The organism is Virgisporangium aurantiacum, assembly GCF_016863635.1.
Taxonomy (GTDB): Bacteria; Actinomycetota; Actinomycetes; order Mycobacteriales; family Micromonosporaceae; genus Virgisporangium; species Virgisporangium aurantiacum.
The window spans coordinates 220,062-245,073 of record NZ_BOPG01000044.1 but is presented as its reverse complement, the minus strand read 5'-3'; the positions used below and the strand labels follow the sequence as shown (position 1 = coordinate 245,073).

The 25,012-nt window shown below is 65.8% G+C and carries 19 protein-coding genes; 9 read left to right on the top strand and 10 right to left on the bottom strand.

Going from position 1 to position 25,012, the window contains the following annotated elements; genetic code table 11:
• Nucleotides 1–144 precede the first annotated feature (144 nt).
• The 4 genes from Vau01_RS33120 to Vau01_RS33105 all read right to left on the bottom strand — a co-directional run bounded on the left by Vau01_RS33120 (nt 145) and on the right by Vau01_RS33105 (nt 3,966).
• Complete coding sequence (locus Vau01_RS33120) at nt 145–693, bottom strand: nucleoside/nucleotide kinase family protein (RefSeq protein ID WP_204000831.1); 549 nt, start codon at nt 691–693, stop codon at nt 145–147.
• A 53-nt stretch (nt 694–746) separates the two neighbouring features.
• A complete protein-coding gene (locus Vau01_RS33115) occupies nt 747–1,319 on the bottom strand; it encodes a hypothetical protein (RefSeq protein ID WP_204000829.1) in 573 nt (190 codons plus the stop codon).
• A gap of 455 nt (nt 1,320–1,774) precedes the next feature.
• Nucleotides 1,775–2,335 carry a hypothetical protein gene (locus Vau01_RS33110; protein ID WP_204000827.1) on the bottom strand — a complete coding sequence of 187 codons (561 nt, stop codon included), beginning with the start codon at nt 2,333–2,335 and terminating at the stop codon, nt 1,775–1,777.
• Between the two features lie 242 nt (nt 2,336–2,577).
• Entirely contained in the window at nt 2,578–3,966 is a 1,389-nt protein-coding gene (locus tag Vau01_RS33105) for a serine/threonine-protein kinase (protein ID WP_204000825.1), read from the bottom strand.
• 135 nt (nt 3,967–4,101) lie between these two features.
• On the opposite strand from Vau01_RS33105, the gene Vau01_RS33100 reads away from it, so the two are divergent.
• Nucleotides 4,102–6,282, top strand: coding sequence for an NACHT domain-containing protein (locus tag Vau01_RS33100; RefSeq protein WP_204000823.1), 2,181 nt, complete (start codon nt 4,102–4,104; stop codon nt 6,280–6,282).
• 143 nt (nt 6,283–6,425) lie between these two features.
• Complete coding sequence (locus Vau01_RS33095) at nt 6,426–7,826, top strand: restriction endonuclease (RefSeq protein ID WP_204000821.1); 1,401 nt, start codon at nt 6,426–6,428, stop codon at nt 7,824–7,826.
• A gap of 627 nt (nt 7,827–8,453) precedes the next feature.
• On the opposite strand, the gene Vau01_RS33090 is transcribed toward Vau01_RS33095, so the two are convergent.
• Both Vau01_RS33090 and Vau01_RS33085 read right to left on the bottom strand, forming a co-directional pair.
• On the bottom strand, nt 8,454–10,301 hold the full coding sequence (locus tag Vau01_RS33090) for an RNA-directed DNA polymerase (RefSeq protein ID WP_204000819.1): 1,848 nt from the start codon (nt 10,299–10,301) through the stop codon (nt 8,454–8,456).
• Between the two features lie 25 nt (nt 10,302–10,326).
• On the bottom strand, nt 10,327–10,563 hold the full coding sequence (locus tag Vau01_RS33085; protein WP_204000817.1) for a hypothetical protein: 237 nt from the start codon (nt 10,561–10,563) through the stop codon (nt 10,327–10,329).
• A gap of 460 nt (nt 10,564–11,023) precedes the next feature.
• Between Vau01_RS33085 and Vau01_RS33080 the strand changes: the two genes are divergently transcribed.
• The 5 genes from Vau01_RS33080 to Vau01_RS33060 all read left to right on the top strand — a co-directional run bounded on the left by Vau01_RS33080 (nt 11,024) and on the right by Vau01_RS33060 (nt 16,279).
• Complete coding sequence (locus Vau01_RS33080; protein WP_308440499.1) at nt 11,024–11,767, top strand: ISL3 family transposase; 744 nt, start codon at nt 11,024–11,026, stop codon at nt 11,765–11,767.
• An 83-nt stretch (nt 11,768–11,850) separates the two neighbouring features.
• Complete coding sequence (locus Vau01_RS33075; RefSeq protein WP_308440497.1) at nt 11,851–12,921, top strand: tyrosine-type recombinase/integrase; 1,071 nt, start codon at nt 11,851–11,853, stop codon at nt 12,919–12,921.
• Nucleotides 12,921–13,250, top strand: coding sequence for a helix-turn-helix domain-containing protein (locus tag Vau01_RS33070; RefSeq protein WP_204000813.1), 330 nt, complete (start codon nt 12,921–12,923; stop codon nt 13,248–13,250). Before Vau01_RS33075 ends, Vau01_RS33070 begins: the two co-directional genes overlap by 1 nt.
• A complete protein-coding gene (locus Vau01_RS33065; RefSeq protein WP_204000811.1) occupies nt 13,247–15,271 on the top strand; it encodes a hypothetical protein in 2,025 nt (674 codons plus the stop codon). Before Vau01_RS33070 ends, Vau01_RS33065 begins: the two co-directional genes overlap by 4 nt.
• A gap of 102 nt (nt 15,272–15,373) precedes the next feature.
• Nucleotides 15,374–16,279: a transposase gene (locus tag Vau01_RS33060; RefSeq protein ID WP_444546046.1), complete on the top strand. Its 906-nt coding sequence runs from the start codon at nt 15,374–15,376 to the stop codon at nt 16,277–16,279.
• A 321-nt stretch (nt 16,280–16,600) separates the two neighbouring features.
• Here the strand turns inward: Vau01_RS33060 and Vau01_RS33055 are convergent, their stop codons facing one another.
• The 3 genes from Vau01_RS33055 to Vau01_RS33045 form a co-directional block, all read right to left on the bottom strand.
• Entirely contained in the window at nt 16,601–18,472 is a 1,872-nt protein-coding gene (locus Vau01_RS33055; RefSeq protein ID WP_204000806.1) for a UvrD-helicase domain-containing protein, read from the bottom strand.
• On the bottom strand, nt 18,469–20,322 hold the full coding sequence (locus Vau01_RS33050; protein WP_204000804.1) for an ATP-dependent nuclease: 1,854 nt from the start codon (nt 20,320–20,322) through the stop codon (nt 18,469–18,471). The genes Vau01_RS33055 and Vau01_RS33050 overlap by 4 nt, the downstream gene beginning before the upstream one ends.
• A gap of 334 nt (nt 20,323–20,656) precedes the next feature.
• Nucleotides 20,657–21,190 carry a hypothetical protein gene (locus Vau01_RS33045; protein WP_204000802.1) on the bottom strand — a complete coding sequence of 178 codons (534 nt, stop codon included), beginning with the start codon at nt 21,188–21,190 and terminating at the stop codon, nt 20,657–20,659.
• Nucleotides 21,191–22,290: 1,100 nt separating this feature from the next.
• Between Vau01_RS33045 and Vau01_RS33040 the strand changes: the two genes are divergently transcribed.
• On the top strand, nt 22,291–22,506 hold the full coding sequence (locus Vau01_RS33040; RefSeq protein ID WP_204000800.1) for a hypothetical protein: 216 nt from the start codon (nt 22,291–22,293) through the stop codon (nt 22,504–22,506).
• Between the two features lie 636 nt (nt 22,507–23,142).
• On the opposite strand, the gene Vau01_RS33035 is transcribed toward Vau01_RS33040, so the two are convergent.
• Nucleotides 23,143–24,015: a hypothetical protein gene (locus Vau01_RS33035; protein WP_204000798.1), complete on the bottom strand. Its 873-nt coding sequence runs from the start codon at nt 24,013–24,015 to the stop codon at nt 23,143–23,145.
• A 345-nt stretch (nt 24,016–24,360) separates the two neighbouring features.
• Here Vau01_RS33035 and Vau01_RS33030 point away from each other — a divergent pair, with 345 nt between their 5' ends.
• Nucleotides 24,361–24,537, top strand: a complete 177-nt coding sequence (locus Vau01_RS33030; protein WP_204000796.1) for a hypothetical protein — start codon at nt 24,361–24,363, stop codon at nt 24,535–24,537.
• Nucleotides 24,538–25,012: the final 475 nt, after the last annotated feature.

Here is a 25,012-nt window from a genome sequence, read left to right as displayed (position 1 = left end):
ATTCGTTCGGCAAGGGTTCAACCGCCAATCAGGTTGTATGGGCGATGGGTGGCCGTGCGACACGCTCATCGGTCAGCATTGCGACTGGTGCTTCGCCCCGTGCGTCGCATCGGGTCAGTCGCCAAGCAACGCCGACGCCGTGAGTCAGCTGGGCCGGTTCAACGCGGCGAAGGCTGCGGCCACCAGCAGGTCTTCGCAGACCTGGTCAATGTCCTGCATGGCGTCGACCGGGACCGCACCCAGCCGCCGCCACGTCACGATGAACTCGCGGTACCCGGCCAACGCGACATCCAACGACGCGCCGACGCGCCCGAAATCGTTACCCCGCCCCGCGCCCACGGTCATCCGGTGCCGCATCGTGGCCTGGTCGATCTCCAGAAGGAAGCAGGCGTCGAAGCGGTCCACCAACTCGCCAGCGTTCGCGGCCTGCCCACACAGCCACAACGTCTCAACGCCATCACCGCAGGCCGCCGCGATGATCTCATCGAGACGGGTCACATCCCACACCCACCGGTGGGAAGCCAGCCACGCCGCGTCGGGCTCGGCCGGCCGGACCACACGACGACCGTCGAGCGCCGCCCAGGAGCACAGCCGGCCGTCGCCGTCCAGGCTCACCGCCCGGTGACCCCACGCCGACAGCCTGCACGCCACCGTCGACTTGCCCGCCCCCGACACACCGGTCACGAAGAACACCCGGCAGTCACCGCTGCGTGCCTCACCCGAACGGGGCGCAATGTGAGGAGGACTCACTCGCCGGTCCAGGCGACCCGATACCAGAGCCAGTCCGGCATCCCGACGGGTTCGAGGCCGAGTCCGGTGAGGGCCGCGATGAGGACCCCATCCCAGTCAAGGCGGGGATCGCCGGTCAGGCCGAGTGCCGGATCGAGGACGAAGCTGTCGTCGTCGCGGTAGTAGGCCGCTTCCTCCTCATCCCGGTCGAGCAGTGAGTCGCCGACGACGAGGACGTACTGGGCGACCGCGACCCGGTCCAGCGAACGCAGCTCCGGGGTGGCGGGCAGGTGATGGCTCAGGATCGGTGGGGCGCCTATCTCGCGAGTCCAGCCCGGTGGGGACACGTCCAGCGCCTCCATGAACGCGAACGGCAGCTTCGACATCGGCCGGCCCGCTGACCGGCCCGCCCAGACGGGCAAGGGTTGCCGCCTTGGCGCACGCGCGAAGTCGTGCAGCGGATTCCGCTCGTCGTACCAGCCGGTGCGAAGCTCATCGCCCACGTTGACCCGGTGCAGGTTCCAGGCACCCGGTCCGCCGAGGCGGTACCCGTAGGCGCTCAACGTTCGAATCGAATGCCCCAAGGACATCCCGTCACCGTATCGGCGCACCTGGTTGCTGTCGACGCCGAGCCACCCGAACGGTCGACCCTGAACGGAGGGCCGGCGTGGATGCAGGCCGTCACAAGCGGCGCCGATCGACTGCCTTCGTGGACACTGATCACGTCGCGCCGTCTCGGTCATAGCAATTGATCTGCCTTCATCAATATTTGGCAGCTCGTCGAGTCTGTCGAGTCCGCCGGTCTTGGCCTCCGGGTGTCACAACCTTGATAGTGAGGTGGCCACGCGTCACACAGTTCGGGGACGTCGGGGTCGCCGGTGTAAAGCGCAACGGCCTTCGCGGGCGGCTCGCCTCAGATGCCGGGGCGCCGGCGTCCACCCGGCGCGTGCAGCAGTGAGGTGGGCGGTCGCCTCGGCGATGGGCGCCATGATCCGGCCGGCGGTGATCAGGGTGACGACGATCGCGCGGATGCTTTGCCGGGTGGTCACGCCCCCAGCGTGAGCAGAGTGTGCTCGTAACCATCGAGCGGCAGGTCGCGATCGCACAGCTGCATGATCCACTCTCGTGTGGTCGCCGCCGCATCCTGTCCGTCGGGATCGGCGACGGCACCGGCGGTGAAGCGCTGGGAGATGTGGCTGCCAGGGACACGTGGGTGATCGCCGACGTCCACCAACTCGGTGAGCGCGCGCGGAGTACTGAAGAAGACTCCCACCCGGTCAGGTGGGTCCGCGGCGGTCGACAGGCCGAGTTCCTCAGCGGCGAGGTTGCGCACGGCGGCGGGAACCGACAGTGTTCGAATCAGCCAACGAAACCAGAAAGGAAGGTCGGCCGGCGGGTGTACGTCGCCGTGACGAGTTCGTGGCTCGATCGCGAGGACGAAGTCGGCGCACGCGGGGTCGCCGAACATCTGGACGCTCGAAGGCGGTGGTGGGTTGAATCTCGCCCAGGCTGTCGGTGCCTGCTCGCCATCGTCTAGCACAGCGGCGAATGAAATCCGGCCGTGCCCCTGGTACCGGCGCCAGGCAAGGCCCTCGACGTGGGTCACCGCGGAGACGAGATCGCGAATCGGTGACCGACTGAGCGTGCGTAGCAATGCCCGCGACACGTCGGATGTGACCGGCGTCGTTGCCGGCAGTGGGCCGCACGCCAAGCGCGTGGCGATCCGTATCTCCGGGGGGAGGTTCCCTGCCGCGAGGCGGGCGCTTGAGTCGGGGTGCGGGCTGCTGAGGTCTCGAATCCAATGCAACGCCGACCAGTCGCCGTGGTCTGGGGCGCGCCACGTGCTGTTCATCCGCGTGCTGCCTCCCGAATCGTTGCGGCCAGCAGCTCAACGATGACATCCGCCGTCAGGGGCGTACGTCGGCGTGTCCAGGTGTGGATGCCGCCTGCCTCGATCTGCGGGCGCTCGGCGAAGAAGGCGTCCTCGGCGAACCCCTGGGGTTGTTCTTGCCGTCTGGTCAGCGCGTGCGCCACAAACGCGTCGAGATACCAGACCTGCTGCTCGCCGACGCGCTCGCACACGATGTTGCCCAGGCGCCGCCGTTGTCCGTGTACGAACGCCAGCACCTCGCCCGCGACGATCAGTGGCTCGCCGGCGGCGAGGGGTGGTTCGCGCAGCCACAACGTAAGCACCAGGCGCACCGTGTCGACCTCGAAGCGATGTGCGTGACCGTCGTCTTCCCATTTCACGTCTGGTACTTCTGCTCGGGCCTCCTCAGCGGCACTCGCGCACAGGTCGGCCAGGTCCGCGAGGCTCTGGCGTCGGGCGTTCGCCCGCTCAACCGCGAGGCTGGTCAGGTGTGCATCGGCGACCGCCCGTGCATGTTGACGTTCCTGGAAGGCCAGCGCGGCGGTTGCCAATCCGCCCCCGGAACGGTGTCCGCTCGGCAACGCGGCCAACGCGGCGCTGGCGCTCTGGGGGCGCCGAGCCGGATCCTTGTCGAGCAGACGCAGAACCCATCGCGCCAGCGGTGGAGCAACTGGCAATGCCGGGATCGCGGCGTGCAGATGCTGGGCCTGAATCTCGTCCTGGGTTCCGACGAAGAGCTGCCGGCCCGTACACACCTCGTATGCGACGCAGCCGAGTGCGTACAAGTCGCTCTTGTGGCTCGCCGGCTGACCCCGCCAGCGTTCCGGCGCGATGTACGGCCAGGTTCCGGCGTGCTGGAACGTCACGGTCGCGGTCCGCACGTCCAGGTCACGGCTGATCCCGAAATCGGCGGTGCACCAATGATCCGCATAGAGCAGGAGGTTTGCGGGCTTGAAGTCGCGATGCACCACTCCGAGAGCGGAAAGCTCGACCAAACCGCGGGTTGCGTCGTGCAGCACTGCCAGCTGCTCGTCGTCGCTCAGACCGTCCGGGTGCAGGGCCAGGTGCTCCCTCAGGTTCCGGTGCGCTCGCGGCATGACCAGCAGGAGGTCGTCCCCCTGCTGCGCCCAGGCGTACGGCGCAAGCAGGAACGCAACCGGCTCCCGACCGATCTTCAGGGCAATGTCCAGCTCGCGTTCGCCCGCGCGGCCACGAGTTGCGGCGCCTACAACGCGTTTGATCGCCACCTCCGCGCCGTCGGCCCGTTGGCCTGCGGACACCGCACCGAACCCGCCGTGCCCAAGGTCGATTGGCAGGATCTGATAGTCCTGCCCATCGCTCGCCGTAAATTTGTCGTGACTCGACACGTGGCCTCTCCGTGACCGTCGACGTGATCATGAGATCCGAGCTGACCCGCCTTGAGCACTGGCAGATGCTGCTGTAAGATCAATGTGCCAGCGAGGGTAGCAAGCGGACACTACGCAGCGCAACAGAGGGGAATCATGACGATCAGCGGCGACGAGGCTGATCGTGCACACGCACTGGCGGCTGCCCTCCGCGAGCTTCACTCTCAGATCGGCGCCCCCAGCGCCCGCACGCTCGCCAAGCAGATCGGTACGGTCAGCCACACCACCGTCTCAGAAGCGCTCGCCGGCCGGCGGACCCCGTCGTGGCCAATTGTGGCCAGTCTCGTGCAGCAACTCGCAGGAGACGAGGACCGATTCCGTGCCCTGTGGTCCGCCGCCACGACGGCGTCGCCACCCCCGACCGCGCCCGAGCGGGACGATCTCGCGTTCCTCGTCCGGTATCGCCAGCGGGCCGCACAGCGGCATCGAGTCTGTACCCTGCCGTGGCCGCAATACAGTCGAGCAGACATCGTCGACCTTTACGTCCCCCAGCGGATCTTCACGATCGACCGGTCCGGCGATGAGCGTCTGAGCGCGACTACGGACACCTGGCGACTGGATGCCACGAACCGCCGGGCTGTCCTCCTCGCCGGCCCAGGTAGCGGCAAGAGCACCCTCTTCACGATGCTTGCCCATCGCCACGCCGTTCATGACGGTCTTCCGGTGCCGTTCCTCGTTCCCATACGCGACTTTGCGGCCGAGATTCCGCTGGCGCGTTCAGTGGTCGGGTTCATCGAGCATCGGCTCGAAACCCTGTATCAGGTCCAACCTCCCCATGGATTCGTTGAACGCCAACTGGCCGCCGGGAACGCGTTGATCTTGCTCGATGGACTTGACGAGGTCCCATTGCCGAGCCATCGCGCGCTGGTCTCGTCGGTGATTGATCTACTCGCGGACGACTATCCGCGCGCCAACATCCTTGTCACCTCTCGTCCGGTGGGATACGAGCAACACCCATTAGATCCGGCGCGTTTCGATGCGCTTGGTCTCGCCGACCTCGATGAAGCGGAGATCCAACAGTACGCACGCAGGTGGTTTCTCCACGCTCTTGACGTACTACCCGATGACGTCGATCAGATGGTCGCTCGTTTCATGGAGGAGAGCGACTCCATCAGTGAGCTTCGATCAAACCCCCTGCAGTTGTCCCTTCTGTGTGACTGCTACCGGCGCCTGGGCCACCTTCCCCGTTCCAGAGTGGAGCTATATCAGGCGTATTGGCAGAGCAGGCTCGACTGGGACGCAAGCCGGGGGATCAAGGTCTCTCGCAATCCAAATGCGGTGGACACGTCGACGCTTGGCCATCTCGCGTTCTGGATACTGAGCCACGCCGCAGACGACTGGACGATCTCCCGCACGACCCTGCTCAAGGTGGTGGCCGAGTTCCTGCGCGAGCGGACCCACGATCGAGACAACGCAGAGCAGGCGGCCAGGCTGGAGCTGGACTTCCTGCAACAACGTGCCGCAGTCGTCGTCCACCGCGGGCATACCGCCGACGGCGACGAGGCGTACGGGTTCGTCCATCAGACGTTCATGGAGTTCTGCGCCGCCAATCATCTCGCTCGAACCGTCTACCACGCCGCAGAGGTGGCCCAGGAACTTGCGCCACGCCTCGGCAGTCCAGAGTGGAACAGCGTCGGGAAACTCACCGTGCAGATCGCCCACCAACTCAGGGACGACGGCGCAGACCAGCTGATCGATGGCCTGATTACGGAAGCCCTGAACCTGCCCGCAGCACAACGAGACATCGTTCGCCAATTCGTCCTGGAATTGCTCGATGCCGTCGATCTTCGACCCCGAACCGCCCTTCGACTGGCCCACAAGGCAAACCTCGCGAAACTCGCAGTGCAGCAGCCAGCACTCACTGACCACCCATCGCTACAACGCTATGTTCGGGGGTGGCAGGTCTCCACGGCCGTACCTGACAGCATCGCAGAACGCCTACGAACGGCACGGGACCTGACCACTCAGGCGTTCGCGCGCCCGGAACTGGTGCCTGCGACCGTGGCCTGGACCTGGTCGACGCTAGAGGCAGCCTTGTGTCGCTGTCTCGACGCGTCGACAGACACCACGCCGGCGAACCTGATCCGAGAGGCAACCCAAAAGGGTCTCCTGACGCCCCAGGCCGCCACGAGTTTGAAAAGAGCCTACGCGCTGCGGAACACCGCTGTGCATGGTCGTGTCGATACGATCATTCCGATCGACAGCGCCGTTGAGATGATCGAGACCATTCATAACGTGATCTCAGGCGTCTACCGCGCCGCGAGAGATCGCCAATAGCACAACAGTCGGCCGGCGGCTGGCGGCTGCGCCTGCAGGGGTCCGCGGTGCCGGAGATGGGGGCACGCGCCGGCCGCCATCATCACCGGCCGTCGCGGGCACGTCGGCGGTAGTCCGTGCACGGTAGGCCGGATAATTCGAGGATGCGCTTCAACGAGGTGGGCACCGATCTCGGCCTGGTTCAGCGGTACGCGGACCTGCGTGCGCTTGCCGGTGGCATGTCGACGTCGGTGCGGGGGATGCGTTTCAATCAGCTGATCGCCGACGTGCTGCAACGGGACGGCGTTGACGCCGAGGCTGACGCGCGCGGTCCGCGTGGTGAGGTCGACGTTGCGTTCGCCTACGACGGCACCTGGTATCTGCTGGAGGCGAAGTGGGAAGCAGAGCCGATCGACGCTGATCCGGTCCGCAAGCTCCACGACGTGCTCAGTGAGCGGCGTCCCGGCAGCATGGGCATCCTGGTGTCCTGGTCCGGGTTCAATGACAGCGCCTTGCGTCGTGCCGCGGTTGCCAGGGATGTCATTTTGTTCGATCGCGTCCACATCGAGGCGCTGCTCGCCGGTGTGATCTCAGCCCAGGTGCTGATCTCGGCGGCGAACCGGTCGATATCTGTCTTCGGCCACGAGCATGCCGCGCTGGACGCGCTGCTGCGTCCGCGGCGCCCGGTCGAGGTGCCCGTCGCTCTCGGAGTGCCGGAGGGGTTCACCCCAGCGGCGGTTGCGGCGCCGAACGCCCTGGACGCAGACGTGCTGGCATACGGTGCCGAGCTGAAGGGCCTCGCGTCGCATGGCGGTCGACTGCTGATCACCGTCGAGGACGGCGTGGTCGAATTCGATTGTCTCCGGTCTCGGCTACGGCGCCGTCTGGAGTTGACCGACTGCGAGGGCAACGCGTTCGTCGAGGACGCTGGATCGCTGCTCGTAGCGCGACGCTGCGGTGTGATGCGGCGCGGCACGGACATGGTCAACGTCGCCGCGGGCGGCTACGCGTGTACGCCGATGATCGTGTTTGGAATCGACGGAGCCCCGTGGCTGTTGGATCGCAGCACGACCGGCTGGCCCGGCACCCAACCCGGGCACCTCGTGGCTCCAGGCTCCAGCCTGGGCACCGACCAGCGGTATTCGTGCCAGTTGCCGGCCGCGAGTTGTGCGAACGCGTGTTGGATGCGCGGGCACACTTTCCTGGTGCTCGGTAACGGCAACAGCTGCGTCGTCGATGTCGCTAATGGCGAGTTCAGCTGGATCGTCACACCTGTCGGGCGGCCCCACGGACTCGTCCGCCTCAACGAGACCTGGGTTCTGGTGACCGGCTGGGATCGCCATCTCCAGGCGGCTTTGATCGCCACCGAGTCGGGTTGGACGTCGCAGCCAGTAGCGGTCAATCTCGCCGGGCACGTCGGCGACGCGGTCATGATCGGCAAGGAGGTCTTCGTCGTCGCGGGCGCGCCGGTCAGCTCCGCGGTCGTGGTTCCCGTAGTGGCTCGTCTGGCCCTGGGTATGTTGGTGGCACAGGCGTCTGTCGAAGGTCGTGTGTTGCTGTCATGACGTAACCGAGTTGTTCGGCGGTGTCGCGGTGCCGGGTCGTCGAGTGTCGTGCCGCGGGCCGCGTCGAGGTCGCCGCCGCCCGCGTCGCCTACCGCGGCACCCCGCACCGCTACCGAGCATGAACTTGCCACCATCGCCGGGCTGCTGGCGACGAAAGGACGCGGCGATCGACAAGTACCTGGCCGACTTCGAAGCCGACAAGCTCGCCAGCGCGATGGTGTCCCGGCGGGTCATGCAAATCGCCGAGGAGGCCCGCCAACTTCGTCGCCGCCGCGACGAACTTGTTCCTGCGAGTCGACGACGACGCTGGCGGACCGACCCGCGACCAGGTTGGCCAATTCTGGACGCAGTCCCTCAGATCGTGCGTGACTCGGACGCACCCCTGCGGCGTGCTGTGTGACACGCTCATCGTCGGCCTGCACCTCAACGACGACGACGCCACCGCCTCCTTCGCCACGCCAGGCGACTTCGGCCCGGCGCACGTCGGCCCGGTGTGACCTCGACCATCACGCCATCCACGCCCTGTCACCCGTCACCCAGCTAGTTCGGCTGTCGAGCCTGCCAAGCGCCTGGCCAGAAGTTCTGTCCATATCCCTCGGGTAACCAGGGTGAGGTCCGGCCAGAACACTAGCTGTCCGTTTGGTCGGTATCGGCGACCTCGCCCAGTGTGGGCGGTCCACCCGCGGAGTCGGACAGCCACGGGTACCCGGATGGACTCGCCTTCGTGTCCAAGTAGAGCTCAGACTCGACGGCCGGTGTGCTGTGGGCAGACTCCCATGACGCTCGGTCCAGGCGGTGGGCCGCGGCCAGTGCTCTCGTAGCTTCGGCGGCCGTCAGGGGAACGGACGCGCCAGCAGCACACAGAGCTACCAGTCGCGCGGCAATGGTGTCGTCGACAAGGCCGGCTGAGGCTTCAGCTACAGAACAAGCCCAGCACTGTACCCAGTCGGTGTCGAACTGCGGACTGAGCCAGTCGGCCAACGCGGCTCGAACGTCACCCTCGTACCTGGCAGCCAGGGCCGTCAGATATGCGGCGACGGTGCGGGCGAGCGCGGGATACCACAGCATGACCTCCCGGACATCGGCCCAGTCGATCCACACCTCGGCGCTGGCAAGATAGATGAAGGCATGGTTGAGGTTTGACTGACTGTCCTCTTCGTCCCTGCGGACGATCTTCTGCCGAAGTCTGGCCGCCTCGAAGGGGATGAGCGCTGCGAATGAGTTCGCCCGAGCCTGGTCCAGCCGTCCACGGAGATCTTCGATGATCTCTTCCAGCGACATCGTGCCGTGGTAGAGCGCGTCCCACACTTCCTGGTCTTCCACACCGAGGGACCGCAGTTCACCTTCGAGTTCGCCGGCGTTGTCGGCCTCACGAACACGGTGCTCCACCATGGAGTCAAACCAACGCTGAAGTGATTGTTCCCTCGCGCTCGGGCCGGCGTCGACGAATCCCCGGTATGTCTCGGCCTTGTACGGCCAGGTCTTGCTGGCGTTGAGGCTGAGGCCAAGATCACGCAGCATCGATTCAAGCGCTTCCAGCTTGATGCGCGCGTCGAGTACTGAGTGCGCACCGAATCTGTAGTCGTCCATATAGCGCACGTAGTCGATGCCCTGCTGTATCAGGTGTTTGTCGATCAGCAGCAGGTAGCACGATGCGAAGATTTCGCTCGCCGGTGGCCCCTGTGGCAGGCCGGTGTTGGTTGACATGACGGAATCAAGAAGCGCTTCGACGGTTCTGGTGAAGACGCTGTTGGCTCGCAGTTCGCCGGCGAGGACGAGCGCGAGGCGTCCGTGGTCGACGTTCTCGTAGAAGCGCTCGATGTCGGCGCTGACGATGTAGGGGTAGTCCCAGTCCACTGGTCGTTGAGCGAACGAGCTGTGCTCGACGTGTTGCCGGGTCCGTGGCCAGATCACGTTGGACGGGGCGGCGCTGTCGAATACCGGTGCGATCATGTCGGCGAGTGCCTCGAAGCACACGCGGTCGTTGGGTGCGAGCAGTGCCGCTGGGCGGGTGACGAAGCGATCCTTGGGTACGCGGAAGAAGCTGGCCGGCTGCGGCGCCAGCTCGAAGTTGCGAAGCCGCTCGGACAGGACGGGACCCAGTTCTGTCTGGATGTTCTCGACAGGAACGACATTGCGGCGTGGCGGCAGCATGTCGCTGCGAGCGAGGGCGAGGCTGATCGCGTCGTGGAGTTGCTCGTCGGACAAGCACCGTGGGATCAGCAGTCGGGCTGTCTCTCGCGCGTCCCAGCGCAACGAGATGTCGCCGGCGTAGCCGAGGACGATGTCCAACGCGAGGAGGCAGTTGTCCTCGACAACCTGGTCTCGCTGCTGGGTGTCGTTGACGGCACGGGTGCGTTCCAGACGCACTTGGAGGTCTTCACGGCTGAGCCCGAGCCGTTGCAAGATCCGCAGAATCTGCAGGATCCCCTCGATGTCATCCCGATCTTGAAGGCGTCGGTCGAGCGAGTCCAACGCGTTTGGGATGAGGGGCAGTGGGCTAGACATGGCTGACGCTCCAGCTCACTCGGGTGCTGGCGATCGCCTCCAGGTAGTCGTCGATGTGCACGGGTTCCATCGGCGCGACGACACCATGGGATCTGCCGGACTGGACGAAGTCCAGCGACGGTGGCAGCTTCGGGACTGGCATGTTCCATACCGGGCGGTCGCTGTTGCCGCCGAGGCTGTGGGGCTTGAGGTTCGGAGGCATCTGCCAGGGGTCGTCGAACGCGCTCATGCCCTCTGGTTTGACGCGCGTGCCAACCATGCCGGTGGGATCTGGCCGGACGTCGTACGGTGGCGGGCTGCCGGGTGTTCTTACCCGACAGCCGAGATCCAGCGGTCCAAGCGCTGGACGATCCGCGTCAGCAGCGTCCGAAGCCATCGTCCGGTACATGGTCGTGACGACGGCTGACGTGGTCCGAGCGCTACCAGGAATGGTCACGAAGAGACCTTACGACCGTGCACGTGCGGGCCGCCGCTGGGTGGTGCGGCCGTACTGGCCGGAAGGTGAACCAGGATCGAGTCTGGCGCTGCGGCATCACCCGATCGGATTGTCGACGACGCGTGAAAACTGGATCTGGCCCACTTTGGTTGATCGAAGTTGGTCCCTGTCGTAGTGGCTGACTGTCCACTGTGTACTGTGCTGCCGGTGCGATGATCGCTGCGTTGAGACGCTGTTGCCGCAGTTGGCCGACGTGACCGTCGAACGGGTCGAGAGCGGTGCGGTTGAGCTGCGGATCTGGGTGAGCCCGAAGGCCGGCGAGGGGTCGTGTCCGGGGTGTGGGAGTCGTAGCCGGCGGGTGCACCGCCGCTACCGGCGCCGCCTGGCTGACCTGGCCGTCGGTGGTCGGCAGGTGGTGCTCGTGCTGCGGGTGCGGGTATTCGTCTGCCAGGACCAGGCGTGCCGGGTGCGCCGGTTCGCTGAGCAGGTCGCGGGCCTGACGGTGCCGTACGCGCGTCACAGCGGCGGCCTGCGGGACGCGCTGGAGGCGATCGGGCTGGCCCTGGCAGGCCGGGCGGGGGCGCGGATGGCGGGCCGGCTGGGTCTGCTGATCAGTCGGAACACGGTCCTGCGGCTGGTCCGCCGGCTTCCCGAGCGACCGCAGGCGGTGGTGCGGGTGCTCGGGGTTGACGATTTCGCGATCCGCCGAGGCCACGTCTACGGCACGGTCCTCATCGACATGGACACCCACCAGCCGGTCGACATCCTGCCCGATCGGGAGGCCAGCACGCTGGCCGCGTGGCTACAGGCGCACCCCGGAGTCGAGGTGATCTGCCGTGACCGGGCAGGCGCCTACGCCAACCCTCGGGAATTGCATCAGACGGGCGAGAGAGTCGCTGGTGGGTTGGTGCGGACGGGGTGTGGACCCTACCGTGCCGGACGATTGGGCATGGCGTTGGCCTGCGCGTTTGGCACATCGATCCCATCTGATGCATGATCTGCCCGCTATCCGGGCGTGGGGAGGGTCGGTTGCGGCGGGTCGACTTGGCGGGTGCAGCGCACCTCGAGTTGGTGTCGGGCGTGATCCAGCTGCGTCCGGAGGACGCGATGGTAGAGGCGATGTTGCGGGGTTGGCGGGCGCAGCAGACTGCGCGGGGCCTTCGGGAGGAGACGATCGCCGAACGGGAGCGGCTGGTACGTCAGTTCCAGGTGTTCACGAACGAGTACCCGTGGCGGTGGACGCCCGCGCATGTGGACGAGTGGTCGCTTTCACTGACTGGGGAACGGCATCTGGCGCCGGCGACTGTCCGCGCTTACCAAGGGACGCTGCGGATCTTCAGCGAGTTTCTCTGTGACGGCCGGTATGGCTGGGCGGTGGCGTGTGAGGAGGAGTTCGGTCCGGGCGAGCACCCCGTGGCGATCGTGCACGAGTGGAATTCGATCGCTCATCTTCAAGCCTACGAAGGAGACCCGGAAGGGCGTCCGCTCACCCGCAAGGAACTGCAACGGTTTCTGGACTACGCAGACGACCAGGTCGACCGCGCGCTCCGAGGGAAGCGCAAGGGCGCGTTGGCGGCCTATCGAGACGCGACCTTGTTCAAGGTGATGTATGGCTGGGGGCTGCGCCGCACCGAGACGTCGAAGCTCGACATCGTGGACTGGGGCCGAAATCCGGCTGCTCCGCAGTTCGGGCGGTTCGGGTCGCTGCACGTGCGCTATGGCAAAGCCAAGCGCGGGCAACCGCCCCGGCGGCGCAACGTGCTGTCGGTGTTCGGGTGGGCCGTGGAGGCGGTGAGCGACTATGTCGAGAACGTCCGTCCACGGTTCGGGTTTGCCGACCATCCGGCGTTGTGGGTGACCGAACGGGGCGGGCGGGTCAAGCCACCGGAGATCAACGCGAGGTTCGTGTCCTACCGGGAAGCGTTGGGACTGCCGAGAACCCTTTCGCCGCACAGTCTGCGTCACTCGTATGTCACCCACAACACCGAGGACGGCGTAGATCGGCGCTTCATCCAGGTCCAGGTCGGACACGAGAGTGACAGCTCCACGGCGATCTACACGCACGTGTCCGACGACTTCATGAACACCGCCCTGCGCAAAGCACTCGCGCCGGTCCTGGGGCCGGCCGGCACGGATGGGAAGGACCGTTGATGGTTCAGAGGCTGGACTACCACTGGCATCTGCGTCGGATCATGGCCGACCGTGGCATGTTCCAGACCACGGACCTGATCCGGCCGCTGGCCGAACGGAACATCACGTTGTCCTCCAGTCAGGTCTTCCGGCTGGTGACCGAGCGGCCGGAGCGGTTGAGTCTGAAGATCCTGATGGCGCTGTTGGACATCCTCGACTGCTCGATGGACGAGCTCATCGAGCCGGTCCCAGCGGCCGGTGCCGGGACGCGGCCGAAGAAGGCGGCGGGTGGAACTGACCCGGCCGGCCTGGGCGGGTTGCGGCCGAAGCGGGCCAGGATCACCGGGTGACCAAGAGGATCGACCGATCCCTGCTCGCGCAGCAGATCGGTCCGCTGCTCGTACTCCTTGCCGAGCTCGAGCCCGCGCTCGGGGCGGACACGATCGTCGCTGCCGTCCGCAAAGCGGCGGCGATGCCGGCCGGGCAGCAGCGGATCGCCCAGGAGATAGTCGACCGCCCGGAACTGCTCACCGGCCAGGCTGCCGCCGCGACGCTGCCTGGCGTGCTGCGCTTCATCGACGCCCTGGTCCGTGCCGGCGTCACGACCGTGGTCGCGCCGCTCTGCCCACGCTGCGGGAAACAGCGTCCGCTCGGCCGGCCGTTCGACGGCCTGCGGCTATGCGCAGGCTGCACCAGAAAGGCCGTGGCCATGCCGTGCGGTCGGTGCGGCACGCTGCGGCCCCCGGCCCGCCGCAACGACAACGGCCAACCGATCTGTCAGGCCTGCTGGTGGCGTGACCCCAGAAGCTGGAAGGCCTGCACGAGTTGCGGGGACGAGCGCCGCGTCGCCGCGATGACCGAGGCTGGGCCGGTCTGCACCCGCTGCCGGCCACGGCCCGAACTCACCTGCGGCATCTGCGCACGCACCGGCCGGTGCACCATCTCGCGCGCCACCGGCCAACCGATGTGTGACCGCTGCCGCGAGCGCTGGATCGTCTGCTCCCGTTGCGGCGCCGGCGCCTCGTTGAAGGGCGGCACGCGAGACGAACCGTTGTGCGCCCGTTGCGTCAACCCCGATCCGGCGTTCTGGAAGCGCTGCGGCGTCTGCGGAATCACGTGGCAGCTCACCACCGCGAGGTGCGCACGCTGCAGCGTGGACCGAAACCTCAGCCGGATCTTCACCACCGCTGACGGCACCATCGCGCCTGAGCTGGACCGACTGCGCCAGGCTCTCGTCAACGTCGACCGTCCCGACCACGCGCTGGACTGGCTGAACAAGCCGGGCGTCCGTGACACCCTGCACACGGTCGCGCTCGTGCGTCCCGCCATCACCCATGAGGCGTTGGACGCGATGCCACCCAACGGCACCCTGGCGCACATCCGTTCCATACTCATCGCCACCGGCGCGCTGCCACCCCGCGACGAGCGGCTCGCCGCGCTCGAACCGTGGATCAGGAAGACCATCGCTGCGCGCACGACTCCGGAGCACCAACGCGTCCTGCACGCCTACGCCATCTGGCACCATCTGCGTCGCCTCCGCGGCCGCCTCGACGACCAGCCCGCGTCCCACCAGCAAGTCACCAACATCCGCCACCAAGTCACCGACGCCGCCGCCCTCTTGGACTGGCTGCACACGCGCGGGTCGGCCTTGGCCACCTGCACCCAAGCAGATCTCGACCAATGGCTGGCCGGCACGTCTGGCTCCGCAGCCCGATCCGCGAACTTCGTGCGGTGGGCCACCGCCCACCACCACGCACCCCGGCTCACCGCTCCGGCGACGCGCTGGACCGGCCCAGCCGGGCCACTCGACCAGGACCGGCGCTGGGCCGACGCGCGACGGCTCATGCACGACGACACATACCCGATCGCTGACCGGGTCGCCGGTCTACTGATCTTGCTCTACGCACAGAAACTCAACGCCATCAGCACGCTGACGACCCAACACCTCCGTCACGCCGAAGGTCAGACCCTGCTCGCCCTGGGCAGCCGACCCGTCGTCCTCCCCGCCCCACTGGACCGCCTCGTCAACGAACTCGCCGACGCCACCGGTCCAACCCAGGGCAGCGGCCTGATCAACGCACCATCCAGCTGGCTCTTCCCCGGACGATGGCCGGGACGCCCACTCACCGAAGAAGCACTCACCCGACGGCTACGCGCACACGGACTACAACCACGCCAGGGCCGCAACACCGCCCTGTTCATGCTCGCCGGCGAGGTCCCCGCCGCGATCCTGGCCAGGATGCTCGGCATTCACATCAAAGCCGCCATCCAATGGCAACAACTCTCCAACGGAGACTGGACCACCTACGCCGCCGAGATCGTCCAGCGAAAGAACCGAGGCAGAACAAAGGAATCCCAACAGTTCGAATAGCTGATCTCACCGTTTGACGGCGCCCGCACCGGCGCGCCGGACGCGATCCAGGTCGCGGACCGGTTCCACCTGTGGCACAACCTGGCCGAACACGTCGAGAAGGTGGTGACCCGCCACCACCCATGCCTGACCGTGCCGACAACCGAACCAGCTGACCAGACGGCTGCCGAGCCAACCGTCGAACCGGCCCGGTCCGAGTCCTCGCCCGATCTGGAGCAGATCGCGGCCCAGGAGGCGCAGCGGCAGGCCGAACAGGGGCGGCTGGTCGAACGGACCCGGCAGCGCTACGACCAGGTCCAGGCTCTACGCGCCGACGGTGTGGGGATCAAAGCGATCGGTCGACAGCTGGGCCTGGCCCGGGAAACGGTGCGCCGCTTCGCCCGCGCCGACAGCGTGGAGGATCTGCTGGCCACGGCCCGGGTCGGGAGCCGGCCCAGCATTCTGGACCCGTTCACCGCGCACCTGGACCAACGCTGGAGCGAGGGCTGCACCTCGGCGACGCAACTGTTCGCCGAGGTCAAGGCCTTGGGCTATTCCGGCACCTACGCCACCCTGCGCGGCTACCTACGCCCGTTCCGCACCGCCACCGGCCCGGCGCCGACACCGGTCCGGCCGCCGAAGGTCCGCACCATCACCGGCTGGATCCTGCGCCGTTTCACCGACCTCGACCCCGACGAGCAGAACAACCTCGGCGACATCCGCCGCCGCTGCCCCCACCTGGACGCGGTCGTCGGACACGTGGCCGCGTTCGGGGACATGCTGACCGGGCGGCACGGCCACCGCCTCGACGCCTGGATCGCCGCGGTCGAGGCCGACGACCTGCCCGAACTGCACTCCTACGCCAACGGACTCAAACGCGACTACGACGCCGTCCGCAACGGCCTCACCCTGGCGCACAGTTCCGGCGCCGTCGAGGGCCAGGTCAACCGGATCAAAATGCTCAAACGCCAGATGTTCGGCCGCGCCAACCTCGACCTGCTCCGCAAACGGATCCTGCACCCCACCTGACCGGCCAACTGCGGCAACAGCGTCTCAACGCAGCGATCATCGCACCGGCAGCACAGTACACAGTGGACAGTCAGCCACTACGACAGGGACCAACTTCGATCAACCAAAGTGGGCCAGATCCAATTTTCGGGCGCCGTTGACACGGATGATCGGTTGTTATGCGCGGTCAAGTCACGGACGCGCCGGCGGAGGCGCGTCTCGGGCTGCGGCCTACATCGGCCAGCGCGCGGTAGGATGCGGGTGGAACGGTGGCGGCGCGCGCGGGCCCGAGCGACAGTCGAGGTGATTCGCCGACTACGAGTCGTGCCGTCGATCGCCGGGTCAGCTTTTCGTGGTCTCAACGTGCACACCGAACGTGCCCAGGTGCTGGTTCACGGCCGGAATGTGCTGCTCGGGAAGCGCGAGCGCGACCAGGCGCTTCGCGCGGGTTACGGCGACGTACAGCACTCTGAGTGCCTCGGCCGCGTCTTCGCTGTCCCGGCCGGACGGTGTTGCTGGTCCGGACGGGTGGCTTGCCGTCCAGTGGGACAACAGCCGGACCGTCCGCTCGTCGTCGGGTAGTAGGACAAGGACGGCGTCGGCCTCCTCGCCCTTGACTTGGTGCACGGTGTCTGTCCGACATTCCGCGCCCTCGGAGCTGGCCTTCGTCAGCCCGGCGAGCGTGCCGGCTGCCCGATTGCCGCCACCGCTCGGGGTCGTCAGTTTGATACCGAGCGGTGTGCCGACGGTTGGTGCGGGCGGCAGGATGTCGAGCACCTCGCGGGCAGCCGAGCACCAAGCTGCCATCGGCGTGGACGTGTCCGGTAGCTCCTGGAGCGCGCGGGCTGCCAGGCGGCGCAGATGCCAGCGGTCGACGCCGTGGTTGTCGTGGAGATCTACGCTGGCGGCACGATCGGCGTCGGGCAACCAGTGGCGAAGGATGGCCGTCTGGAGTGTCTGTTCGGCCAAGACTCGGGTGCGCTGATCAGCTGAGGCTTGGCGCAGAATACCGACCGCCCAGACGAGGGCCAGGGATGGATTCGGCGGTGGACGGCGGCTGCCGCTTCGCATGCCCGGCAACGTCGCGCTGGCGTGGGCGAGGATGAGACGTTGGGCCGGCGGTATCTGGGCCGTGGTCGCAAGCGCGTGGAACACGGCGATCTCGGCACCATTCGCGTGGGCGATGAGGTGGACGGGCAGTCCGATGCAGTGGTGGTCGGCCAACGCCGTGTCCGCGACGCGCCGATCGGGCTCGGCCCGCATGGTGGCTGCCAGACCGCAGATGACGGACGAGGAACGCCAGTTCCCCCGGAGGTGGATGACATCCGCCGTGGCGAGCAATCGGGTGATCGCGGGGGGACCCTGGGTGCGGAACCCGTAAATGGCCTGGTCAGGATCGGCGATGACCAGTAACGGAAGACCGAGTGCGGAGACTCTGAGCAGGAGCTCGACGTCGGTGTCGGAGCAGTCCTGCGCCTCGTCGACGACGAGTTCGTGGAACCGCTGCGCCAGCGTGTCAGCCAGCCGGTCCGCGTACGTGGTGAGGAAGTTGTAGGCAGCCCGGCGGGTCTCTTCGCCGGTGAACATGTGCTCGTCGTTGGCCAGTGTCGTCCGGCGTTTCGCGGCGAGCTGGCATACCGCGGCAATCTGGTCATCGGTCAGTTGCTTGCGTCCGCGTTCAACGCGTTCGAGCCCGGTGAGGGTAGCGACTGGGGCTTGGCCGCCGGCGACGTACCGGAACTGGAATTCCGCCAGGTCGAACGCGTAGCGCGCCTTCGGGTTGCCCGGGTCGGGAAGATAGGTGAACTGTCGGAGTTCGCGAGGGGCGTCGCGCCAACTTTCCAGACGCCGGAACGGCCGAGGGTTGCTGTTGGTCGGCCGAGGCAGGAACGGGCGTACGAGAAATCTCCAGAAGAACCCGTCGAGCGTCGTGATCGCGTGCGGATGCTCCAGCAGATCAGATCGGCCGAGCTGGTGTGCGCGTCGTCGGATCTCGGCCGCGGCGACCTTGGTGAAGGAGGCGACGGCGCGGCCGGTCGGCTGGCCTTTGGGACTCGCGCAATGCCGCTCCACGATGGCGCGGGTCTTGCCGGCGCCGGGGCAGGCGATCACGATGCGCGGCGCCATCGCCGCCACGACGCTGGCCTGTTGGGCGATCGCGGCCTGTCGATGCCGTTGCAGACCGGCGAGGTCGGTATCGATCTGCGGTGTCACGACGCCGCCACCAGCCAGGTCAGGGCGTTGCTGATGTAGGGCGGGACGTGGAGATCGTGATGACCTGCGACGACCTGGTCCAGGAAGTCCTGCGCGAAGTCGCCCTTGCGCAGCTTGGTCTTCTTCATCGCCGACATCACGATCCGGGCGCGTTGGTCGGCTGTGGGAGCGGCATCAACGAGCGCCTTGACCTTCCGGCCACCTGTTGGGCGTTGCATCGCCCAAGCGGGCCAGAACGCGTCGGCGTTTCCCGCCTCCAGCAGCTCCGGCTCCAAGGTGCTTGGCGCGGCGAACACCTCGGCAACATCGGTCGCCGTCAGGCGGACGATCTGTTGACGCAGCTTGCCGATCGGGTCCTCGCGCTTGCCCGGATCGGTGTCGGTAATCACCGCGACTCGTTGCGCGATGCGACCGCTGGGAGTCGCCGTGAGCAGCATACGCAGATACGGGGCGAAATCGACGCCGTCGATGGCGACGATCGTGGACCCGACGAATCGGATCCACATCCGATTGTCCGCGAACAGTACCCGGGCCAAGGCGGGCAACAGGATTGCCTCGGCGATCCCTTCGACGAGGATGGTCCGTGGGCCGAAGAGCATGCTGCTGCGTGTTGCATCGAGGTACCGGTTGACCCTTGCCTGGTCGGTCGACAGCAGCCGCAACTCGCTGACGGCGATCGCAGTCGACACGTACGCGACAGGGGCCGACGCAGCCGATGGCACGAACGCCTCATCGCCCGCCCGTTCGGGCATCGCCACCGCCTGCATCTGCCGCCGCTGGAGCACGACGATGTTCGCAACGTTCGTGTGAGCCGCCAGCAGGGGAGCGTGCGTGGTCACAACGACCTGTATCCGGCCGAGCCACCTGGAATCCGTCGCGCCCTGCGACTGCTCCGCCGTGCGGGTCAGGTAGTCGAGCAACACGGACTGCAGTTGCGGATGCAGATGCGCCTCCGGTTCCTCGACCAGCAGCACCGTGAGATCTGCGTGAGCTGCGGCGTGCAGGTGCGTGAGGACGGTCGCGATGTACGCCAGGTTGGCGTAGCCCATTCCCGACTCTGCCAACTCGCGCGGCTCCACGCCGGCGTCGGCCATGCGCATACGCAACCCACGCACGAGACTGGCCAACTCGGCCCGGCCGTAGCCCAGGTCGGTGGCCTGCTCGTGTGCACCGCCCGTCAACTCAGACAGCGGCTTGTTCACTAGACCGGCGGCTTTGGTCAGAACGGGGTGGATCTCGATGTCCCGCAGATGCGTGCCCACCTCTGCCTTGAATCGTTCCCGGTCGTGGCGATGCCCGTCAGCGTCCGTGAAGGTCTTGTCATCGAGGAGGCGCTCGATAATGGCGCGGATCCGCGCACTTCCGGCCGGGCCGAGCTCGCGCGCCGCGTCCCGCAGCGGAGGCAGGTACACGTGCCGCAGGCGCCCACGCGCTCCGGGGTCGGGGTCATCGGCAACCGCACCTCCCCCGGCTATCCACGTCGCGCGTCCCCGGGCTTCTCCGATCCCTGGCGGCTGGTAGTTCAGCACATACCGTGCTTCGGACAGGCCGGCCGCGGCGTAAGGCTCCGTCACCACGGCGTCGCTGTATGCTGCCAACTCCGTCGATGAACCTGCCAGGCTCATCCGCAGCGTGAACGCCTCGTGGTCGCCCCAGCGACAGATGTCGTCGCTGTCCGCCCACAACGATCGCCTGCCATCCAGCGGATCGGTGACCAGCCGCAGTGCGTCGACGACACCGGACTTGCCCGCGTTGTTCTCACCGAGCAGGACCGTCACGCCCCGGTCAAACACGACACGGGCGTCCGTGAACGCGCGAAAGCCCACCAACCCCAACTCCGCCAGATACACGTGGTCTCCATTCGGTAACCAGGCGCAGCCAAACGACCCTAGTGGCTTCGCCCCGCACACCAGGCCGCCATCCCGTGTCAATTCGGTGACACTGACGCCGCCAATACATCGGCAGGTCGCGCTGCGCTCGCCAACAGCCTTGCTACCGGCCGCGCGGCCCTCCGCCGTACGCCACGGATTCGGTAGCGCGCCGACTAACGCGATGCTGTCGGCATCGCCCGGCGATGACGATTCAGCTGGGTAGCCGCCGAACGGCGAGTCGCGCTACACCGGCGAGTGCGCGGAGGATGCCTCTGGAGCGCAACGGATTGCCGGCACCCCTGCGACCCCTTGTTCATTCCTGATATGGCGTGTGACCGAGGGTCCACTTCCTGGTCTTACGATTCCACATGTAAGAAGCGTCCGTCCCGCCATATGAGGTCGACGATATCCAGCGCAGTGGCCGGTCGTCGCTCCCAACCGTGTGGTTCCAGGGTTTACCGTTCACTACACCCACAAATGTGATGTAGCCCTCGTAGAGATAGCCATCGAGAGATTTAACCCCTACATTGCCGGCGACGCTCGCGTTGCCGTCTGGGGATAGGAAGGCTGGCGGCATCGGCCGTTCCGGCCCGAGATTGTGGTCCTCATCGTAGTTGGCGACGGTGGATTTGTTGGTTCGGGTGTTCACCTCGATACGAAATGGCGCATTGGTGCCGCCGCCGTAGTAGCAGCTGATCCACGTGCCGCTGGTCGATTGGGCGCTGCGTCGCAAGACGGTCATATTTACATTGGTCAACGCGACTGAGCCGACGCTGTCACCTTGCAACGTGATGTCGATCTCGGGACCGTCGAAATACATGTCCGTCCGGCCGCGCAGCCAATCCATCCAGTCTCCGCACGGGTAACCGAGTGAGCTGAAGGTCGGCGGGGTTGGCAGTTGGCTGGGAGAGCCGTTGAACCACACAGCACGTACGGTGGTGTCTTGGACACTGATAACGGCGTTGCTGGCAGGGAACGAGCATGAGACGCTGTTGCCGGTCCCGATGGCGTTGCAGTTCCCGGCAACGGGAGCGGCACCGTCTGGACTGCCTGGAGGGCTAGCCGCGACACCCAAACCGTCAGGAGCGTTGGTTCTTTCCGGCTCTCCGCCGAGGTTTCCTGTCGAGTCAGAGGAGCACGCCGGTTGGGGTATGACAAATAGGAGGATGGTTGCGAATGCCAGCAGGCGGCGGCGTCGTGATCCCACGAGCATCGATTCTTCACCAACGACGCCGAGAGTTAAATCGTCGATTCGTGGGGATCGCGCTGAATGAGTGCACATCGCGTAGCGAATAGATGGAGGGCACTGCAGACTGCTCGCCTCCTCGCAGGAGCCGATCATCCGGGCCAGCGCAGGCGATTGGCTGATCTCTGGAGTGGCGGCGCTTGCATGAGTTGCCACAACCGGAGTGTGTCGCTTTTAATTAGCCCATCGAAGTCCACATATAAGTCGCCAATTTGATGGAACATCTTCGGGACTTGCGACAGGAGAGGCCGCACGTGGACCAGGTGGCTTCGTTCGCGAGAACGAGATTCAGATATTCGCCGCTTTGCGCCACCTCGCATCAAGCGCCGCAGCACCGGTGTGGATGCCTATGCATTGCCGGCTGCCGCGATGCCGACCGTCACCCTGTTCGTCGTCGGTTTGGGTGACGACGGTGATCTTCGTCGGCCTCCCCAGATGCGGGATTGTCCGGGAGAAGAATATCTATCGCATAGCTAAGGAGGTGATTCGGCGCAACTTCGGTCGGTTGTGACCGGAAAAGTGGTGTGGGTCTATCTAGGAACCCAACTCGGAAGTCCTTCTGTAATTTGGACCCACGTCCGTCGTGTGGGATCCCAATCGTATCCCGGGCCTAGTGACTGAAGGAATTCGCCTCCGGCTGGTCCGGCGGTTCCTCCGAGTGTCCACCTCAAGGGGGCCTCGGCGGAACCAACCTCTATGATTTGCTGCTCGCCATTTACTTCGGCTGTAATGGTGACCATGCCTTCGTACAGATAACGCTCCTGCGACTCGAAGACAATCTCGGCGGATTCGTGATCGAGCCCGTGCAGGGTTATGGTGCCTGGTGGCATTTCGTGATAGACGTCTTCCTCATCGTCATCGCTGTGGAACCGGGTCTTCTGCCGAACGGTGTCCACGACGACCAGGTGACCCGGTGAGAATCCACCGCCATACGTACACTGCACTGCGGTTGCATTGGTTGCCAGCGTCCGACGAAACACCTTGGCAGTGACATTTCTTACCGCCAGGATGTCATCGGCTCCCGTAGTCAGGCCGATGGAGACGTAGGGATCCACTGGGTAGATCTTTTTCTCGCCGTGGATCCAGTCCGCCCATTCGGTGCAGTGGTTCATCGTGTCCGACAGCGGGTAATCAGGCGGAGTGGGCAGTTCATCTGGAGCGCCAGCGAAGACAAGAAATCCGTGGGGAGCAATGTGGAAACTCGATGTGACGGACCCCATTGATCTGGGCGTCGGGGCAATCTCGCATGTGACCGTGTTCTTCGCACCCTGTGCGTTGCAGTTCCCGTCTATTTCCCCGCGCGGCGCCGTTGACCCGGAGCTGTCCGCTACAAACATCGCTACGGTTGCTGCAACAGCACCCACAAGCGCGAGTACCGTGCCGACGACAAACCACAGTGGCAGCCTTAGGAAGCGTCGCAACGCGGATCGTGTCGACGGAGCAGGGGGCGGAGTCATAAATCTCGTCCGATCAAAGAACTGGGCCCGCGTCAGCGCGGGGCGAACATATCCGAGGAGACATTGCGGCACGCTCCTACAGGAATCCGCGTGCCGCTAACGGACGGAGAAAGGATCGAAGTCCCTCACCCATCGTTCCTGCAGCGGATGCCAATCGTACTTGGGGCCGTCTGGGTCAGCTCCGGACACGAGGCCAGAGTGCCAGCGGAAAGGACGCTGTGCAGTGCCGATGGTGATCACATCGGGCTTGTTGTTGATGATGACCGAGACCTTGATCGAGCCTTCATACAGGTTTCCCGGGGGTGAGCTGATGCCGATGTCCGCACTCTCCGAACCGGCATTGCCAAGGCTGATAGAGGCCGGAGGCATCCGACCCGTCTCATCGCTGTCGAACGCCTCGAATCGCGTTTCGGTCTTCAGAGTGTCGACCGTGATGCTGTAGCCCAGGTTCGACCCACCTCCATACAAGCACTTGATGATGGTCCCGGATCCAGCGGAGACTCGGCGGAAGACCTCGACGTCGACTCTCTTGATGACCACGAGATCATCCGAGCCCGCTTCCAAGGTCAGCCCTACCGAGGGATCGAAGAGATAGATCCCATCTGTTCCGGTGAGCCACTCGCTCCAGTCGTCACAATGCCCTTGGGCCGCATCCAACGGATAGTTGGGCGGCGTCGGAAGCTGATCGGGTGTTCCGGAGAAGAACGCGGTTACGACGTTGTGGATGGCAAGCGATACCCTCCCGCGAGACTGGGGAAGTGGCGTCATGCACACCAGCCGGTTGTTGTCGCCGATGACATTGCAGTCGCCATTGACCAAAGCCGACGGGGACGGTGAAGCGCTGGCCTTGCCATCATTTGTGGTTCGTGGCTCGGCCGAGATGGTGGACGAGGCAGGACCAGGCGTCGACCCCGATGCGTGCGGCTCGCGCGACCCGCACGCGAAAAGAGCGAGCGTTAGCATCGACATGCAGACAGCTTGAGCGCCCGTTCGTCCCATTCTCACGGGGCTGATTATTCGCTGGCAGAAGATCTGCACCCATCGTCGGCCCGACAGATCTATCCACCCAAATAGCGCTGGATGAATCACTCAGAGGCTGACAGCGCAACCAATCGAGCGACATCGAGACGACGATCATCCAGTAGTGTATGACGGGACAGCCGAACGCCATAGAGGGACATCCACCTTGTGTCCCTTGGTCGACCTGTGTAGCCATGATTTGATACATCCGCAGAGCGCTGATCGGAGACAGCCGTGGCATCGTCTGGAGGTGGAGTTCCAGTCCCAGGCCGCTGGAAGCGGTTCGTAACGTGGTTGGCGAGCGGATGGTGGGCGGGGATTGCTGCAATTTTCGGCGGCGTTGCCATCGTGATCGCCTTGGTGACTTACTACGATGCCCCCGGCGCCGACCCACAACCGGGTAATGTGATCAACGGCAACTGCAATGCGCAGGGCGCCAACAACGAGGTCGCCTGCAAAGAGACTCCCTGATAATCGCGTCGTGGCGAAAAGGAACCACTCATGGGAGCGGCATTGCAGATCGAGATACTCACCGGGGTAGCCGAGAGAGCATCTGCAACCCGTCCGGTCCACCGCCCGGCGTAGTCTGTTAGGCGCCAACGAGCCGCCCGGTATCGATTCGCGGCACTTGACGGTGAACTCGCGGGAAGCGCGCGACGTGCCTGCTCGGCCGCCGCTGCCAGCGCGCCGTCGTGGGCACGCTCGATCGCCCCACAACGGTCGGCGTGGATAGGCGTGAGCGCCAGATACGCCATCCTCGACGGGACGCTGACCCACCGACCGAAACGATTTGCCGGCTGCCCGGTGCGCCGAGCACCTCGTCGCACCGCTTCACTACGCCCCTTCGCTGTCGTCGTCACCCTTCATGCTGTGACTGTGCCCCCTCCCCGCGCGCTGCGGCGACACGCGGTGGCACAACTGGCGGCACGCGTTTACCTTCTATTTC